Here is an 18266-nt window from a genome sequence, read left to right as displayed (position 1 = left end):
GCGCCCGGTTCGATTTGGAGGTTGCACATGTTTGTATCGCCATAATGCTGCAATCCTGTGGGTTCTCTTGTAATGCAGGAGCCGAATCTCCCGGATACAACACAGCCCGGAACGGGCCTCAGGCTCGTCCCGGGTGTATCTTTTTTTGCGCGGCACTCCGGCCTCGGGGCGGTGCCTTTGCCCGGCACCCGGCTTCGGGTCAGCGCAGCTCGAAGTTGTCGGCGTCAATCCAGGCGGGGAACTTCTCGCGGAAGGCCGCCATCTGCTCCGTGTCGAGCGTGGCCGTGAGGGTTCTCTCGCTGCAGCCGGCGTCGACCAGCGTCCGCCCCTTGAAGTCGATGATGGCCGAATCGCCCGCATATTCGGCGTCGGGGTCGCGTCCCACGCGGTTGACGCCGATGACGTAGCACTGGTTCTCGATGGCGCGGGCCCGCAGCAGCGTGCGCCACACCTCGCGGCGGTCGTCGGCCCACGAGGCGCTGTAGATAATCGCGTCGTAGTCGCCCCGGTTGCGGCTCCATACGGGGAAGCGCAGGTCGTAGCAGACCAGCAGCAGGAAGCGCAGCCCCATGTACTCCACGATGACGCGCCGTTGGCCGGGTTCGTAGTCGCGCGCCTCGCCGCCCGGACGGAAGAGGTGGTGCTTGTCGTACCAGGTCATCTTGCCCGAAGGCTCGACGAAGAACTGTCGGTTGCGGAAGAGACCCCCTTCCGAGATGACGGCGCTGCCGACCACCGCCTTGCGGTATTCGCGCGCCCAGCGGAGCATCGTGGTCACCACTTCGCCATCCATCGGCTCGGCCACCACGGCGGGCCGGAGCTTGAATCCGGTGGCGAACATTTCGGGCAGGACGACGATGTCGGCCTTGGCCTCGGCAACGGCAGGTTCGAACCGGGCAAGGTTGCGGGAGGTGTGCTCCCACTCCATATCAACTTGGCAAATTGCTACATCTACTTTCATGGTTACTGTTTGTGTGCTAACACAAATATAACAAAAATTCCTGCCGATGGTATCTGTAGCTTAAAAAATAGATGATATTGTGCCGTTTGTTTTAATAAATGAAACCCCCTGTTTTGAAAAATATCGGGTACGGAGCCCCTTTCTTCCCGCCCTCTTGCGTTAATCGTTCGCGACACGGAGCGTAACCGACGAGGCGCGCCCCCGCTCGTGGAGCAGCGTCACCTCGCAGGGCAGAAACTCCTCCGGCCGGCAAGTCCACGGGTTGACGAACTGCTGCGGGCTGCGCTCGGCGAGCGGGAACCATGAGCTCTGCACCTGCACCACGATGCGGTGGCCGGCGCGGAAGGTGTGCACGGCGTCGGGCATCGTGAAGCGCACCTCTTCGACCCGTCCGGGGCGGAACGGCTCGGGGCGGGAGAAGCTGTGGCGGTAGCGTCCCCGCATCACGTCGCCGCGCACCAGCATCCGGTAGCCCGGCAGCGAATCCCCCTCGGGAAACTGGTCAGAGAGGCGGACGACGAAGTCGGCGTCGGTGGTCGAGAGCGTCGCATTGAGCGTCACCTCGACGGGGCCAGCGAGCGTCAGCTCCTCGGCCAGCGGCTCCGAGACGAAGGTGAGCACGTCGCGGCGGCCGTCGGTGAAGCGTTGGTCGGCCACCATGTAGCGCTTGTCGCGTTTGCGGCCGAGCGGCTCCATGTAGGGCACCGGGTCGTTCGGGTCGGAGCGGTAGCTGCTTCGCGAGCGGCGGGCCGTGGGGCGCAGCGTGTCGAGCGCTCCGCCCTCGTGCAGGTAGAGGGTCATCTCGCGTGATGCGGCGGGCGGCCAGCGGTCGAAGCCCTGCCACTCGTTGCGTCCCGGAACGTAGACCCGGACAGCCTCGCTGTCGGACGGAAGCGAATCCCGGACCTCCTCGCGGCCGCGCAGCCAGTGCTCGAAGAAGGGCAGCTCGAAGTGTTCGACGTAGTAGCGTCCCGATGCCTCCACTCCGAAGTCGAAGGGACCGAGCCGGCCGTCGCCGCTGCGCCAGGCGCCGTGCGACCAGGGGCCGATGACGAGTCGGCACGTCGTTGCGGGGCTCTGGCTGCGGATGGTCCGGTAGAGGTTCCATGTGCCGTAGCAGTCCTCGGCGTCGTAGGTGCCGCCGACAATCAGCACCGCGGGGCGGATGTCGCGGCAGCGTTGCCGCACGTCGCGCGCCTGCCACCAGGCGTCGTAGTCGGGATGGGCGGCCATCTCCTCCCAGAAGGGGGTGGGCGGCAGCATCCGGCTGAGGCTGTCGAGCGTGGCGATGCGCAGGAAGAATTCATATTCGGTCATCCCTTCGGGGCAGGTCGGCTGCCCTCTCGAGGGCATGCGCTCGGCCGGGGTATGCTTCCCGGGGCGGCTCATGCCGGGGATGAAGCGGTAGGAGTCGGTGAGCATCAACACGCCGTTGTGGTGCGTGTCGTCGCCCATGAACCAGTCGACCACGGGGGCCTGCGGCGAGACGGCACGCACGGCGGGATGACCGCACAGGGCGCCCATCAGTGCGTAGAAGCCCGGATAGGAGCTGCCGGCAAAGCCCACGCGGCCGTTGTTGTGCGGCACATGACAGACGAGCCACTCCACCGTGTCGTAGCTGTCGGTCGTCTCGTCGACAGCGCCCTTGCCGGCGGCGGGACGGACGTTGACAAACTCCCCTTCGCTCATGTAGCGCCCCCGCACGTCCTGCAGGACGAGGATGTAGCCCCGGTCGAGGTAGGTGCGCAGATAGCCCTCCTCGAGCGACGAGGGGAAGCGCCCGGGGCCGTAGGGGGCGCAACCGTAGGGGGTGCGGAAGATGAGGATGGGGGCCGGTTCGGCGCTGCGCGGCGCGTAGACGGTCGTGTGGAGCCGTACGCCGTCGCGCATGGCGATGCGGTGTTCGGTTTTGGTGCAGAGGCTGTCGAGCGGCTGGGCCGGGGCGATGCGGAGTGCGGCCAGCGCGACGAGCAGCAGCGGTATGAATCGTTTCATCGGAGCGTAGGATGGTTCAAACAGTGGTGAAAGGTAGCAAAAAATAGATGAAAGCGGCAAAAAACGGAGCGAAAAGAGGCAACAGTCGCGAAAAAGACGTATTTTTGTTTGTCTTTTCAACCCATCCCTACAACCTGACTTTGTCATGAAAAAATCGCTGCTTCTGCTCTTTCTGCTACTGCTCTTTGCCCCTGCCGGGGCCGCCGAATCCCGCCCGCGCGAGGTGGTTGAGGCCGAGCAGGTGATTCGCCGCACGTTCGGCCGCCTGCCCGAAGAGCTCCGTCTGGTTCTGACCGCACCCGACGCCTCGGGCTGCGACGGCTATGCCGTGAGCGTCGACGACGGGCTGCTCCGCATCGAGGGGAGCAGCTGCGTGGCCCTCTGCCGCGGATTCTACGACTACATCCTCTCGCATGGATACGGCGTGGCCAACTGGTCGGGCAACCGCCTCGAACTGCCCGACCGTCTGCCCGACATGAAGCGGCGCGAGACCCGTTCGCCCTTCCGCCACCACCTCTATATGAATGTATGCACCTTCGGCTATACGACCCCCTTCTGGGACTGGAAGCGGTGGGAGCAGGAGCTCGACTGGATGGCACTCCACGGCTTCGACATGCCGCTGGCACCGGTGGCCACCGAGGCTATCCTGGCGCGCGTATGGCGCAAAATGGGGCTCACGCAGGAGGAAATCGACGCCTACTTCACCGGTCCGGCCCACATGCCCTGGATGCGCATGGGCAACATGACGGGGCTCGACGGCGCCCCCTCGCAGGAGTGGCAAGAGCGGCAAGTCGAGCTGCAGCACCGGATTCTGGAGCGCATGCGGGCGCTGGGCATGAAGCCCGTCTTCCAGGGCTTTGCCGGCTTCGTGCCCGACGGCATGCGGCGCCTCTACCCCGACCTGGCGCTGACCCGTACCCGCTGGTCGGGATTCGAGAGCAACCTCCTCTCGCCGCTCGACACGCGCTTTGTCGAAATCGGTGCGGCCTTTGTCCGCGAATGGGAGCGGGAGTTCGGCCCGGGCAAATACTATCTGGTCGACTGCTTCAACGAGCTGGACGTCCCCTTCGGCAAGAAGGGTTCCGACGAGCGTGCAGAGACGTTGCGCCGCTACGCGCGGACGGTCTACAGCTCGCTCTCCGAGGCGAATCCCGACGCCGTGTGGATGATGCAGGGGTGGATGTTCGGCTACCAGCGCACCATCTGGGACCCCCACAGCGTCGAGGCGCTGCTGAGCGGCGTTCCCGACGGGCGGTTGTGCATCATCGACCTTGCGGTTGACTTCAACGACTACGTCTGGCGTTCGGAGAGGAGCTGGGACTACTATTCGGGCCTCTACGGCAAGGAGTGGATATACAGCACGGTGCCCAACTTCGGCGGCCGCTCGGCGCTGACGGGCGTGCTCGACTTCTACGCCAACGGCCACCTCGGGGCGCTCGCCTCGCGCAACCGGGGCGAACTGGTCGGTTACGGCACCTCGCCCGAAGGAGTCGAGAACAACGAGGCGGTCTACGAGGTGATTTCCGCCGCCGGATGGAGCTCCCGCCGCATCGACGTGCTGCGGCTGCTGCACGACTATTCGCGGGCCCGCTACGGCAAGTCGGTGCGGGGCGTCGACCGCTTCTGGCGCGGCATGCTCGGCTCGGCCTACGGCGAGTTTACCAACAACGCCCGCTTCCGCTGGCAGCTGCGGCCGCTCTCGCGCCGCATGGCGACGATGGGGGTCAACGAACATTATTTCGAAGCCATCGAGGAGTTCCTCGGCGCGGCTTCCGAACTGGGCAAAGCGCCCAACTACCGCACCGATGCCATTCAGTATGCGGCCTTCTACCTCGCCGGCAAGGCCGATATCCTGCTCGATGCCGCCGTGTGGGCCGCCATGCACGGTGAGACGGAACAGGCTGCCCGCTGCGAGCGGCGCTTCCTCGCCCTGCTGCGCGAAGCTGACCGCCTGCTGGCCTCGCATCCCCTGTTGAGGCTGGAGCGCTGGAATGAGCAGGCCCGTGCGGCGGGCTGTTCGGAGGAGGAGCGCGACCGCTTCGTGCGCGAGCAGCGGCGCCTCATCTCCGTTTGGGGCGGCCCGTCGCTGAGCGACTATTCGGCCCGCATCTGGTCGGGCCCCATCCGCGACTTCTACATTCCGCGCTGGCGTAACTTCTTTGCGGCGCTCAACGAGGGGCGCAGCTTCGACTTTCGTTCGTGGGACGAGGGGTGGCACCAAACCGACACTCTTTCGCGCGTGAAGCCCTTTGCCGAGCCGCTTACGGCGGCCTGCAAGCTGGTCGAAGCGACCCGCGACATCTCGCCCGAGATGGTGCAGCGCCCCGAGCGGGCGGTCTGCTGCTGGCTGCCCTTCGACTTTGCGCAGGAGCGCACCCGGGTCTCCTTCACCATCGGACACGAGGAGTTCCGCCGCATGCGGGGGCTGCGCTTCACCACGCTGCGTGGCTCCGAGCCGGTGACGCTCGAAAAGCTCCGCATCACGGCCAGCCGCCACTGCTGGGCCGAACAGGAGCCCGCGCTGCGGATTGAGCCGGGCAGCGACGGCGTGACGCTCCGTGTGGAGAAGCGCGACGTGGAGGCCCCTCTGGCCAAGGAGTTCACCGTGACGCTCACGCTGCACGGCCGTCCGGCTGCCGACAACTATACGGCTGTAGAGCTGCTCTACTGACCTTCCGCCGGCCGCCGCTCTTATCCGTCCTCGTTTTGCCGGGCTTCGTCCCTCGCTCCTTGCGGCCGGAAAGTTGCACGGCGTGAAAATAAAACGTATTTTTGCGGCGCAAATCCATCGAATACCGAATTTTCGTATGCTCAGAGCCGGACATGTTCAGCAACTCACCGTGAGCCGCATCTCGGAACACGGACTTTTTCTGGCGGACGAGGAACAGCAGGAGGTGCTGCTGCCCAACCGCTATGTTTCGCTTGCCGACAAGGTCGGCGACACGAAGGAGGTCTTCGTCTACCACGACTCAGAGGACCGGCTCGTCGCAACGACCGAAACGCCTCTGCTCAAGGCCGGTGAGGCGGGTTACCTCAAGGTGGTTGACAAGACCGAACACGGCGCCTTCCTCGACTGGGGACTCTACGGCAAGGACCTCTTCCTGCCGAACCGCAACCAGCAGGGGGGCGTGCTTCCGGGACGGAGCTATATCGTCTACCTCTACGAGGACAACATCACGGGCCGCTGCGTGGCGACCATGAAGCTCAAGGGCTTCATCAACAACGATATCATCACCGTGGCTCCCCGCCAGGCGGTCGAGCTGCTCGTTGCCTCGGAGAGCCCCATCGGCTACCGGGTCATCGTGGCCAACCGCCACTGGGGCATGCTCTACCGCAACCAGCTGTTCCGTTCGGTGTCCATCGGCGAGCGGCTGCAGGGCTACGTCAGCCGCATCACCGACGACAACCGCATTGACGTGAGCCTGCAGCAGACGGGGCTGGCCCAGGTGAAGAGCTCGGCCGAGACGCTGTTGGCGCTGCTGCACGACAACGGCGGCTTCCTGCCGCTCAACGATGCGAGCGCACCCGAGGAGGTGGCCGCCCGCACGCAGATGAGCAAGAAGGTCTTCAAGCGTTCGCTGGGCATGCTGCTCAAGCGCGGCGAGGTGGAGATGACGGAACGGGGAATCAAACTGCGCAAGGGAAAATGAGCCGAATCAATACCGCGGAACGGGTCTCGCGTGAGACCTCGGACAACTTTGTCTTCCAGCGCTCGCTGCTGGCCTACCACGCCGCCGCGGAGCGCGTTGGCGGCGACACGCTCGAAATCGGCACCGGTTCGGGCTACGGCATCGAGGTCATTGCTCCCCGTGTCGACCGTTTCGTGACGCTCGACAAGCATGTTCCGGCGCCCGAACTGCTGCAGGTGCCCAACGTGGAGTTCCGCCGGGCGACGGTTCCTCCTCTGCCTTTCGCGGACGAAAGTTTCGACTGCGTCATCTCGTTCCAGGTCATCGAGCATATCAAGGATGATGCCTTGTTCGTGCGCGAGGTGGCCCGCGTGCTGCGTCCGGGCGGCTGCTTCGTGGTGACGACGCCCAACGCCCCGATGTCGCTCACGCGCAATCCGTGGCACGTGCGCGAATACCGCCCCGAAGAGTTGCGGCGGCTGCTCGCGTCCTCGTTTGGCGAGGTGGAGCAGCTGGGCGTCTTCGGCGACGAAAAGGTGATGGCCTACTACGCCGAGAACCGCCGCAGCGTCGAGCGGCTGCTCCGCTTCGACCCGCTGGACCTCCAGCACCGCCTCCCCCGCCGGCTGTTGCAGCTCCCCTACGACCTGCTCAACCGGCTCAACCGCCGCCGGCTGCTGCATGCCAATACGGAGCTGACCACCTCGATTCGCATGGAGGACTACCGCATCGCCCCCGTCTCGGAGGAGTGCTTCGACCTCTTCTACATCGCCCGCAAATAGTCCCGCAGGGGGCTCCGGAAGGTTGCCGCGGAACTTCTAAAAAGGCTGCCGCCGGACAAGTGCGGGATTGCCGCGGCGTCCTTTTCCCGCGTTGCGGCGTCTCGATTCCCGCGCGCCGGTGTGCCGGGTTCCGCCCTCTGGCACCCAGTTTTCCGCGCTCCTGCCCTCCGTTTCCCGCACTTCGGTGTGCCGTCTGCCGCATTGGGCGTCAGGCTGTCCGGGGCCGCGCTCCGAAAATAGGGGGCGGAATGTTTCCCCGTCTCGCCTGCTTTTCGTAAATTCGCAGCCGATAACACCTTTTTCCATGCAACAACGCAGAGTCAATTTCCATACACTCGGCTGCAAGCTCAATTTCTCGGAGAGTTCCACCTTCGCCCGCCAGTTCGAACAGGGGGGCTACGTGCGTGTGGCTCCCGATGAGGAGGCCGACATTTGTGTCATCAACAGCTGCTCGGTCACGGAGCATGCCGACAAGAAGTGCCGCAACCTGATACGCAAGCTTCATCGCCGCAATCCGCAGGCAATCATCGCGGTGACGGGGTGCTACGCCCAGCTCAAGCCGCAGGAGATTGCCGCCATCGAGGGGGTCGACCTCGTGCTGAGCAACAACGACAAGGGCGAGCTCTACCGTCGCGTGACGGAGCTGGCCGGCAAGGGACGTGCGCAGGTCTACAGCTGCGAGACGGACGAGCTGACCAACTTCTTCGCCGCCTTCTCGAGCGGCGACCGTACGCGCGCCTTCCTCAAGGTGCAGGATGGCTGCGACTACTGCTGCTCCTACTGCACGATTCACTATGCCCGCGGCTCGAGCCGCAACATGCCCATTGCCGACCTGGTGGCCGAGGCGCGGCAGATTGCCGCCGCCGGGCAGAAGGAGATTGTCATCACGGGGGTCAACACGGGTGACTTCGGCCGGACGACCGGCGAGAAGTTCATCGACCTGCTCCGCGCGCTCAACGAGGTCGAGGGCATCGAGCGCTACCGCATCTCCTCCATCGAGCCCAACCTGCTGACCGACGAAATCATCGCCTTCTGCGCCGCGTCGCCCAAGTTCCAGCACCACTTCCACATCCCGCTGCAGAGCGGTTCGGACCGGATTCTGGGTCTCATGCGCCGCCGCTATACGACGGCTCGCTTCGCCGAGCGGGTTGAGGCCGTGCGCCGGCTGATGCCCGACGCCTTCATCGGCATCGACGTCATTGTGGGCTTCCCGGGCGAAACGGAGGCCGACTTCCGCACGACGTACGACTTCCTGGAGCGGCTCGCTCCCGCCTTCCTCCACATCTTCCCCTTCTCGGAGCGTCCCGGAACGCCGGCCGTCGATTTCCCCGGCAAGGTGCAGTCGTCAGTGGCGACCCGCCGCGTGGAGGAGCTGGAGGCCCTCTGCGCGCGGCTGCATGGCGATTTCTGCGCCCGCGGAACGGGCACGGAGGCCGACGTGCTGTTCGAAAGCACGCGCCGCGGCGGCATGATGTTCGGCTTCACGGGCAACTACCGCCGCGTGAAGGTCCCCTACGATGCGGCGCGCGTCAATACGGTCTGCCGCGTCCGGTTGGGAAAAATGGATGATTCGCACGACCTCGAAGGGGATATTCTGGGTTAAAATTCGTATATTTGCACTAAAAGTGAATAGGAAGCTATGATGACAGGTTTGCGCAAACGGGTGACCACGGGATTCGTGAGCATCGTCTGCCTGCTCTTCTTTTCGGGTATGGTCTCCTTCCTCGAGCTCAGCCACCTGAGCCGCGATACGGAGGATATCCTCAAGGCCAATGCCCGCAACATCGAGCTGGCCCGCGAGATGCTCGATGCCGCCCACGAGCAGAACATCGCACTGGTGCACCTCTCGGTCTTCGGCGACCGCGAGTATGACTCGCTGTGCCGTGCGAGCATGGAGCGGCTGGAGAGTGCGCTGCTGGTGGCTCAGACCGAGGCGCTCGACAAGTCGTTCCTCGATTCGCTGGCCTTTGCCACCACCGAGCTGCGCCTTCTGACGGACAGCTACCTGACGTGGGCCGAGGAGGCTCCCGCGGGAAAGCCCGCCACGGCCTCGGGACCCGATTCGCTGCGCCACGGCTGGTACGACGGCGAGTACGAGGCGTTATACGGGCGTCTGACCTCGGCCATCAAGAACTACATGACCTCGACCCAGAGCTCGCTGGCGCCCCGTGCCGAGCAGATGAAGAAGAACGCCTACCGGGCCGTCACGCCGGTGCTCATCTCGCTGGCAGTGATGATTGCCATCGTGCTGATGCTCTCCTACTTCATGAACCTCTACTGCGTCGACCCGGTGCTCAAGATGAACAAGGGGCTGGGCGACTACCTCGCCTACCGGGTTCCCTTTGTTGCCAAGGGGGACTTCAAGGACGAGATGCTGCAGCTCAAGGAGAAGATAGATGCGCTCATTGCGCTCTCGAAACAACAGAAAAACTGACGCGCCATGCGGATGGATGTAGTCTTGCGGTATGTGGGCAGCGTGATGCTTTTCATCGCGCTGTTCATGCTGCTTTCGGCCGTAATCTCCTACGTCAGCGGCGTCGACTCGTCGTTCTATCCGCTGCTGCTCTCCTCGCTGCTGACGGCCCTGCTGGGGGTCTTCCCGCTGATTTTCGTCGAGAAGAGCGAGCAGATTACCACCAAGGAGGGCTTCTGCATCGTCGTCGGCTCGTGGCTAGTGGCCTGCGTGGTGGGGATGTTCCCCTACCTGATTTGGGGAGGCGAGTTCAGCCTGGTCAACGCCTGGTTCGAAAGCGTCTCGGGCTTCACGACCACCGGCTCGTCGATTCTTACGGATGTTGAGGCGCTGCCGCGGGGCCTGCAGTTCTGGCGCTTCTCGTCGACGTGGATTGGCGGTATGGGCGTGGTGATGTTCGCCCTGCTGATTCTCCCCTCGCTGGGACGCAGCAAGATGACCCTCTCGAACGTCGAGCTCTCGTCGATGGCCAAGGACAACTACCGCTACCGGACGCAGATGATTGTCCAGGTTCTGCTGGTGGTCTACGTCGGACTGACGGTGCTGTCGACCCTGCTGCTCAAGATGGCGGGCATGAACTGGTTCGATGCGTTGTGCCACGCCATGTCGGCCTGCGCCACGAGCGGCTTCTCGACCAAGAATGCCAGCATCTCGTTCTACAACAGTCCGGCCATCGATACGATTCTCATCCTGGTGATGGCCATTGCCGGTATGCACTTCGGACTGATTTATGCGACGGTGACCGGCAAGCGCAGCAACCTGTTCCGCTCGGAGGTGACGCGTTTCTACGTCGGGATGCTCCTCTTCTGCAGCCTGGCCATCGCCGTGAGCCTCTATGCGGCGGAGCTCTACCCCACGTTCGGCACCTCGTTCCGCCACGCCTGCTTCCAGTTCGTCACGGTGGCCTCGACGACGGGCTTCGCCACGGCCGACTCCAATACGTGGACCTCGTTCGCCATCATCACGCTTCTGTTCGGGTCGATGGTCTGCGCCTGTGCCGGTTCGACGGCCGGCGGTATCAAGGTCAACCGTCTGGTGCTGGCGCTCAAGATGCTGCGGGCACAGTTGCGCCAGCAGCAGCACCCCAATGCGGTGATTCGCTTCAAGCTCGACGGCGTGATGCAGGAGCGCGAGACGCTCCACGCCGTGATGACCTTCATCTTTGCCTACCTGTTGCTGCTGCTCATCGGTACGGTCTTCAGCACGGCCTGCGGGGTTGACCTGCTGACGAGCTTCTCGTCGTCTGTTGCCTCGCTGGGCAACGTCGGCCCCGGATTCGGCGAGGTGGGTTCGCTCGACAACTATTCGGGACTGCCCGCCATGGTGAAGGTTTCCAATACGCTGCTGATGTTGCTGGGGCGTCTCGAGATATTCGGTTTAATCCAGTGGTTCTTTATCAAATGGTGGAGATGATGTTACGTAAGATGTTCAAATACATGTTGTCTGCGGTGGCTCTGTGTACGGTCGGAACGCTCTGTGCGCAGGAGGTGGCCCCCCGCATTGCCGGTCTGGAAGGCAACGAAGAGTACATGTCGCTGCTGCGCGAGGATGCGCGGCTGCAGTTCCGCGAGGACTCCGTCACGCGGGTGATTGAAGAGTCGCGGCGTCTGCTGCGCGAGGAGCCCGAGACGCGGGCCGAGCGTTCGCAGCAGATTCTGGCGCTTGAGAGCGAGGTCTTCGAAATCCGCAGCGCCAAGGGTCGTCTCATCGACCGAATCAATACCATCGAGCAGGATTGGATTCTCTCCAACCTCGGCTCGGAGCCGACGCCCGAGAGCGAGCAGCCGGCGCTGCACGTGCGCAGCGGCCGGGTGCGCTATCTGGTCCAGAGCCCCTATTTCCGCGAGCAGCTGCCCCAGGCCGACTACGCCGCGCTGCAGCAGGCCCAGCGCGAAGAGTATGCGGCGGCGGAGGATGTGCAGCGCTATTTTGAAAACTACCGCGCTCTGGCCGACTCGGTGCAGGCCTACGAGAAGGTCGACAACGAGCAGGCTGCGACGTCGCTTTACGAGCACTGCACGGTGCTGCAGCAGCTCAACCGGACGCTGGCCGATTCGCTCTCGAAGCGTTGGAACTACATCTTCGACAACAAGTCCTACGCCTATTCCTACGTGCTCGAGACGCTGGGCCGCGAGGAGGCGCTGGCCCGCGAAGAGGAGCTGCTGGCCAAGGCAACGCGCCGTCTTGCCGCACTGAAGGGCAGGACCGAATCAGACGAGGTGGTCGACTACTTCCTGCGCAAGGAGGTGCTGCTCGACTACGAGGTCTCGGTGGCCGAGGCGCTCGGACTCGATGCGGCGCGCGACTCGCTGCGTCAGGCCGGCGTCTGGCTCAACGGCGCCGAGTTCCAGTTGCCGAAGATAGAGCTGCGCGAGCGTTACTTCCTCGACTACGACAGCATCACTTTCGCGTCGACGCCCCGCTATACCTACAAGAACCCGATTCCCGAGTGCCCGGTCTATACGAACGGCACCATCTACCGCATCCTGCTCGGAACGTTCAACACCAAGCGGGCCGTCTCGACCTTCCGGGGTGCCGAACCGCTCTTCTATCTGGTCAACGACGAGCACAAGTGGTGCTACTACGCCGGCGGCTTTGCAACGCGCGAAGAGGCGGAGGCTGCCCAGGCGCTGCTCAAGGAGCACGGGTTCCTCCGTCCCGAGGTGGTTGTCTGGGTCGACGGCGTCTACCGCAATCTGGCCCGCGACCCCCAGCCCGCCCTCTCCTATAGGGTTGAAATCGCCGGATTGCCGGCGCTGCCCGACCCCGTAAAGGAGGCGATTGCCGCGACGGCAGGCGGCCGCGAACTCTCGCGCGTGGGTCAGCAGCTCTTCGTCGTGGGGCTCTTCGACGACCGGGCCGAGGCCCAGCGGGTGGCCGACGCCGTGGCGCAGGCGGACAACGCACTTGAAATAAAAGTGGCCGAAATCGCCCAACAAACGGAATAAAGCGTTAACTTTATAGCAGAACCAACAAGCCTCATCCGCCATGTTCTACATCATTCTGCTCATCGTGCTGGGACTGCTGTTCCTCGTTGCGGAAATCGTGCTGCTGCCGGGCGTCTCGGTCGGTGCACTGCTGGCGCTGGTCTGCGATGGAAGCGCCATCTACCTCGCCTTCCGCTACCACGACACTCCGACGGGCATCGTCGTGGTCGTGCTCATCGTCATCCTCTCGCTCGTGGCGACGATTCTCTCGCTGCGCGCCAAGACGTGGCAGCGCTTCTCGCTGCGCCAGAAGATTGACTCGTCGAGCATGCCTTCGCCCCAGACGCGGCTTCGCGTCGGCGAACGCGGCGTCACCCTTTCGCGCCTGTCGCCCATGGGCCGGGTCGAAATCGGAGGCGAACTCTACGAGGCCAAGTCGCTCGATGCCTACGTCGACCCCAGAACCGAGGTCGAGGTGGTCGGCTTCGAGAACTTCAGCGTCATCGTCAAACCAATCCCAAAACAATAACCGTAAAACTCCTCTCTGACCATGGATTTGCAATCGGGTATCATCATCCTCATCGTATTCGTCTGCCTGCTGGCCATCTGGCTGGTTCTCTACTTCATCCCTGTGGGGCTGTGGTTCTCGGCTCTGGTGTCGGGCGTGCGCATCAGCCTGCTGCAGCTGATTCTGATGCGCTGGCGCAAGGTTCCCCCTTCGACAATCGTCTCCTCGATGATTGAGGGGACGAAGGCGGGGCTGCATCTGGACCCCAACGAGCTGGAGGCGCACTACCTGGCCGGCGGCAACGTCACGAATGTTGTGCACGCGCTCGTATCGGCCCAGAAGGCCAACATCATGCTCGACTTCAAGATGGCGACGGCCATCGACCTGGCGGGTCGCGACGTCTTCGAGGCGGTGCAGATGTCGGTCAACCCGAAGGTCATCAATACGCCTCCGGTCGCCGCGGTGGCCAAGGACGGCATCCAGCTCATCGCCAAGGCGCGTGTCACCGTGCGTGCCAACATCAAGCAACTGGTCGGCGGTGCGGGCGAAGAGACCGTGCTGGCCCGTGTGGGCGAGGGTATCGTCTCCTCGATTGGCTCGGCCGAGACGCACAAAATCGTGCTGGAGAATCCCGACTCCATCTCGCGCGTGGTGCTGGACAAGGGGCTCGATGCCGGAACGGCCTTCGAGATACTCTCGATTGACATCGCCGACATCGACGTGGGCAAGAACATCGGCGCCCAGCTCCAGATGGACCAGGCCGAGGCCGACAAGAACATCGCCCAGGCCAAGGCCGAGGAGCGGAGGGCCATGGCCGTTGCGCTCGAACAGGAGAACAAGGCCAAGGCGCAGGAGGCCCGTGCCAAGGTGATTCTGGCCGAGGCGGAGGTGCCGCTGGCCATGGCCGAGGCGTTCCGCAACGGCAATCTGGGCATCATGGACTACTACAAGATGAAGAACGTGATGGCCGATACCGCCATGCGGGAGTCCATCGCGCGCCCCGAGACCAAGAAATAGGCCTGCTGGACCATCGACAGCAAAACGCCGGGCGGATGAGGAGAATCATCCGCCCGGCGCTTTTGTTACGGGCTTATTTGGGCTGCTGTCCGAGTGGACAGCCGCTTTTAGTTGGGTAGCCGGGCCGCTGCCTTTGGGCTGGTCGCTCCGCCTGTCGGCCCGGTTGGCTGGCTGCCATTTTACCGGCAGCTGTCTTTGGACCGGCACGACCGGCACGACAGTCCTGCCCTTCCGCTACCCTTTCGTCGCGGGCTCCAGAACGCGCTCTTCGAGCCCGTCCCGCCATTTGACGGTGGCGTGCGTGCCGTCGCAGAAGGGTTTGTCGGCCGAACGTCCGCAGCGGCAGAGCACGACGCGGTTGCGTGCGGCGTAGGTGCGCCCATCTTCGCGCCGGAGCGTAATGCTGCCGCGCAGCCACAATCCGCCGCTGGCCCCGATGGAGGGGGCCTCAATCAGCCCGAGACTCGGCTCGTAGTGGATTTCGAAGGGCTCGCCGCTCTGACGGTCGCGTGCCGTGAGGCGGCCTCCGGGGCAGAGCTCTGCCTCGTGGATGGCTCGCCGGCGGGACTCCGGCTCGTCGGAGCGCCCGACAAGCGAGCGCACGTCGCCCTCGGCTTGGCAGAAGCGGGCCAGCGTGCAGCGGCGCGGATTATCCTCGAGCGTGAGCGTCGCCCCCTCGATGACGGTGCGTCCCGCCGTGGTCTCCTGCATGGGAGCTGTGAGCGTCGGGTCCCAGGCCGTCGTGGCGTGCGTGCCGTCGCAATAGGGCTTGCGGCGCGAGGCGCCGCAGCGGCAGAGCGCCGTGGGGTCGGTCCGCATCTCGAAGCGGGTCCCCTCTTCGAATCCGGGACCGCCCGGACGCGGCCCGAGGCGGATGCTCTGCAGGTTCAGAGGCGGCCGTCCATAGACCAGATAGGGCCCCTTTTCCGTCACCACGACACCGTAGCGGTCGGCCGGGTTGTCTTTTTTCGTAGGTTCAATTTTGTGGTCCGACATACTATGAGGATTTAGAATTCGTTAGAAGAGAGGCGGCAATAATTGTTCCCGAATGCAAATATTCGGAAGGGGCAGTAGGAAATACGCCGCTTTTTGGTATCTTTGCGTGAATTTTCGAAGTTGAAAAATGATTTTTCCAACGCACATGAAGAGTTTTTTCGAACAGAGTATCCGATGGGTCGTACTGCTTGTCGTTGCGGCGGCATCGTTTGTCTCCTGCAGCAAGGATGGTGATTCGGGCCGTATGGTCCTCAGCCAGTCGGCGCTTTTCATCGAGGAGCCGGGTGGCACCGGAACGGTAGGCCTCACAACCTCGAACGTCAGCTCTATCTCATTTTCCAACCTCCCGGGCGGCTGGACGGCCGAGGCCGACCTCTCGACCGGGACGCTGCACGTGACCGCCCCGTCGGTCATCGACGAGGAGCATGTCGAGTCGGGCAACCTCATCCTCTCGGGTCGTACGACCGGCGGAGGGTATGTCTCGGCGACGCTCTACGTGGCGATTGCCGCTACGGAGGACCTCTCGACGCAGCAGGCCAACTGCTTTGTGGTGACCCGGCCCAATACCAACTACTCGTTCGATGCGACGCTGCGCGGCGAAACCTCCGAGACGATGCCCACGGCCAAGGTGGAGGTGGTCTGGCAGACCGAGTCGGGGCTGCTGCAGTACCTCAATCTGCGTGACGGCAAGGTGAGCTTCTACGTTGGTGCGGAGGACGATGACGAGACGCAAATCAAGCAGGGCAACGTGCTGCTCGGCGCCTACGATGCCGCGGGAACGCTGCTATGGACGTGGCATATCTGGATTACCGGCTACGACCCCGTGGGCAAGGCCGTCACGCTGGCCAACGGTACGACGGTCATGGGCAGCAATCTGGGCGCCATGAACAACTCCAACGCGACGACGGACGAAATCCTTGAATCCTACGGACTCTACTACCAGTGGGGCCGCAAGGAGCCCTTCATCGGCCCGAGCGCCTACAACTTCTCGATGGGCAGCAGCGAGGCGATGTATGACGGCAATGCTAAGCGCGTCTACAATGCGTTCGAAGCCTCCGATGCAACGAAGGGAACGCTGGATTATGCCTCGCGGCAGCCGCTCTGCTTCCTGCTCGGTGTCGAGCAGTCGCGCTACGACTGGCTCTATGCCTCGCACTCCGAGGAGCTGTGGAACTCCTCGTCGAAGAGCCTCTACGACCCCTGCCCCAAGGGGTGGCACGTCCCCTCGGCCGATGCCTTTGCGGGACTTTCGATTGCCGACAAGTCGGGCTCTGCCACGGATTACATGGATAAATACGGCTGGGAGCTGACCGACGGCACGGCGACGATGCTCTTCATGGGCGCCGGACGCCGCGTCTATACCGACGGCAAGTTCCAGAATGTCTACAACCCGCTGCCCGAATCGCGCAACGAGGCGCTCGAGGCGCAGCCCTGGGTGGGTCTCTACTGGACGGCCGATGCGCTGACCAATGCCCAATCGGCGGCCTTCTATTTCTACTTCAACAAGAAGGATGTGGCGGCGAGCGGCGTGGAGCCTTCGGTGGCCCACTACCGTGCCAACGGCATGCCGGTCCGCTGCGTGAAGGAGCAGTAGCCGCTCCGAAGCGACGGAATCGGACAAAACGACGCGGAAGCGGCCCCATGGGGCCGCTTCCGCTTTTTGGTATGACAGTTGCGGTTACGGCCCGAAAATCCCGCAACCATGAAAATCCGAACCGGCAAAGGGCCCATTCCGCTCTCGGCGCTGCTTGCCATCTGGTCCGTCTCGGCCGTCGCCTCGCTGCCGGGGCTGGCCGTCTCCCCCATTCTGGGCGACATGAACCGCATCTTTCCCCATGCCACCGACCTCGAGATTCAGATGCTCACGTCGCTTCCGTCGCTGCTCGTCATCCCCTTCGTGCTGCTGTCGGGTAAAATTTCCGAACGGCGCAACAAGTTCACGCTCCTGGCCACTGGGCTTGCGCTCTTCTTCCTGAGCGGCGTGGCCTGCCTCTTTGCAGGGAGCATGACCGAGCTGATTGTCATCAGTTCGCTCCTGGGCGTGGGTGCCGGCATGGTGATTCCCCTCTCGACGGGACTTGTGGTCGACTACTTCACGGGCGACTACCGCGTCCGGCAGTTGGGTTACAGCTCGGCCATCAACAACCTGACGCTCGTGCTGGCCACGGCGCTGGCCGGCTATCTGGCCAACATCGAGTGGCACCTCCCCTTTCTGGTCTATACGCTGCCGGGCATCTCCTTTGCGGCCGTCTTTCTGCTGCGCCGCACACCGGCGGCCGCCGAGCCGCCGCAGAGCGACCAGCTCAAGCACACCTCCATCGACTGGCGCAAGCTGGCCGGGGTGATGGCGCTCTACTTCGCCATCACCTTCCTGGTGCTTACGGTGACCTACTACGTCTCGTTTCTGGTCGAGGCCCGCGGGCTGAAGGATTCGCTCTCGGGAGTGCTCATCTCGTTGTTCTTTCTGGCCATCATGCTGCCCGGATTCCTGCTCAGACGGACCATCCAGCTGCTTCGGCAGCGGGCCAACGTCGTGTCGCTGCTGCTTATTGCCGTCGGTCTGGCCTGTATCGGCAGCTTCGGCAGCCGGGCGATGCTCGTGACGGGCTGCCTGCTTGCCGGTTTCGGCTATGGGGTGATGCAGCCGCTCATCTACGACAAGGCGGCCATCGTCGGACCGCCCCGCACCTCGACGCTCGCCTTGTCGCTCGTCATGGCGATGAACTACCTGGCCGTCGTGCTCTGCCCCTTCGTGATGGACCCCCTGGAGCACCTCTTCGGGCTCGTGCATCTGGGCGGAGAGCGCTTTCCCTTCCTCTTTAGTGCCGTCGTGGCGGCGCTGCTTGCCGGTGCGGCATGGCGGTGGCGCGACAGCTTCGCCCTCGGCCTCGACAGCTCCTACTACGCAAAAAGGCAGCCCTGAGCCGTCTGTCGCACAACGGAGACAAGGGGGCGGGAATCCCGGTTGTGGATTCCCG

14 protein-coding genes are annotated in these 18266 nt (G+C 63.7%); 11 read left to right on the top strand and 3 right to left on the bottom strand.

The window, feature by feature from the left end:
* Nucleotides 1-199: 199 nt before the first annotated feature.
* The gene (locus C8267_RS01680; RefSeq protein ID WP_106633423.1) at nt 200-961 is read right to left on the bottom strand and encodes a nitrilase-related carbon-nitrogen hydrolase; all 762 of its coding nucleotides are present in this window, start codon (nt 959-961) and stop codon (nt 200-202) included.
* Between the two features lie 159 nt (nt 962-1120).
* Nucleotides 1121-2956 carry a CocE/NonD family hydrolase gene (locus C8267_RS01675; protein ID WP_106633422.1) on the bottom strand — a complete coding sequence of 612 codons (1836 nt, stop codon included), beginning with the start codon at nt 2954-2956 and terminating at the stop codon, nt 1121-1123.
* A gap of 145 nt (nt 2957-3101) precedes the next feature.
* Between C8267_RS01675 and C8267_RS01670 the strand changes: the two genes are divergently transcribed.
* The 9 genes from C8267_RS01670 (at nt 3102) to floA (ending at nt 14292) form a co-directional block, all read left to right on the top strand.
* Nucleotides 3102-5627 carry an alpha-N-acetylglucosaminidase gene (locus C8267_RS01670; RefSeq protein ID WP_106633421.1) on the top strand — a complete coding sequence of 842 codons (2526 nt, stop codon included), beginning with the start codon at nt 3102-3104 and terminating at the stop codon, nt 5625-5627.
* Between the two features lie 136 nt (nt 5628-5763).
* Nucleotides 5764-6606, top strand: coding sequence for a CvfB family protein (locus C8267_RS01665; RefSeq protein ID WP_106633420.1), 843 nt, complete (start codon nt 5764-5766; stop codon nt 6604-6606).
* Nucleotides 6603-7367 (top strand): class I SAM-dependent methyltransferase, encoded by a 765-nt coding sequence (locus C8267_RS01660; RefSeq protein ID WP_087361778.1) that lies wholly within the window; start codon nt 6603-6605, stop codon nt 7365-7367. The genes C8267_RS01665 and C8267_RS01660 overlap by 4 nt, the downstream gene beginning before the upstream one ends.
* A gap of 304 nt (nt 7368-7671) precedes the next feature.
* Nucleotides 7672-8970: a tRNA (N(6)-L-threonylcarbamoyladenosine(37)-C(2))-methylthiotransferase MtaB gene (mtaB, locus tag C8267_RS01655; protein ID WP_106633419.1), complete on the top strand. Its 1299-nt coding sequence runs from the start codon at nt 7672-7674 to the stop codon at nt 8968-8970.
* A gap of 39 nt (nt 8971-9009) precedes the next feature.
* Nucleotides 9010-9801, top strand: coding sequence for a hypothetical protein (locus C8267_RS01650; protein WP_106633733.1), 792 nt, complete (start codon nt 9010-9012; stop codon nt 9799-9801).
* A 6-nt stretch (nt 9802-9807) separates the two neighbouring features.
* A complete protein-coding gene (locus C8267_RS01645) occupies nt 9808-11253 on the top strand; it encodes a TrkH family potassium uptake protein (RefSeq protein ID WP_234025653.1) in 1446 nt (481 codons plus the stop codon).
* A complete protein-coding gene (locus C8267_RS01640) occupies nt 11253-12788 on the top strand; it encodes an SPOR domain-containing protein (protein ID WP_106633732.1) in 1536 nt (511 codons plus the stop codon). Before C8267_RS01645 ends, C8267_RS01640 begins: the two co-directional genes overlap by 1 nt.
* A 40-nt stretch (nt 12789-12828) precedes the next feature.
* Complete coding sequence (locus tag C8267_RS01635) at nt 12829-13296, top strand: NfeD family protein (protein WP_087361780.1); 468 nt, start codon at nt 12829-12831, stop codon at nt 13294-13296.
* A gap of 21 nt (nt 13297-13317) precedes the next feature.
* Nucleotides 13318-14292, top strand: a complete 975-nt coding sequence (gene floA / locus C8267_RS01630; RefSeq protein ID WP_106633418.1) for a flotillin-like protein FloA — start codon at nt 13318-13320, stop codon at nt 14290-14292.
* A gap of 234 nt (nt 14293-14526) precedes the next feature.
* Here the strand turns inward: floA and C8267_RS01625 are convergent, their stop codons facing one another.
* On the bottom strand, nt 14527-15288 hold the full coding sequence (locus C8267_RS01625; RefSeq protein WP_106633417.1) for a CDGSH iron-sulfur domain-containing protein: 762 nt from the start codon (nt 15286-15288) through the stop codon (nt 14527-14529).
* 145 nt (nt 15289-15433) lie between these two features.
* Between C8267_RS01625 and C8267_RS01620 the strand changes: the two genes are divergently transcribed.
* Nucleotides 15434-16882, top strand: a complete 1449-nt coding sequence (locus C8267_RS01620; RefSeq protein WP_106633416.1) for an FISUMP domain-containing protein — start codon at nt 15434-15436, stop codon at nt 16880-16882.
* A 108-nt stretch (nt 16883-16990) separates the two neighbouring features.
* Nucleotides 16991-18211, top strand: coding sequence for an MFS transporter (locus C8267_RS01615; protein ID WP_106633415.1), 1221 nt, complete (start codon nt 16991-16993; stop codon nt 18209-18211).
* The last annotated feature ends 55 nt before the right edge of the window (nt 18212-18266 follow it).

Source organism: Alistipes sp. Marseille-P5061 (assembly GCF_900290115.1).
Taxonomy (GTDB): domain Bacteria; phylum Bacteroidota; class Bacteroidia; order Bacteroidales; family Rikenellaceae; genus Alistipes; species Alistipes excrementigallinarum.
Note: the sequence above shows the minus strand (reverse complement) of the source record. Positions and strands in the feature narration are given on the sequence as shown.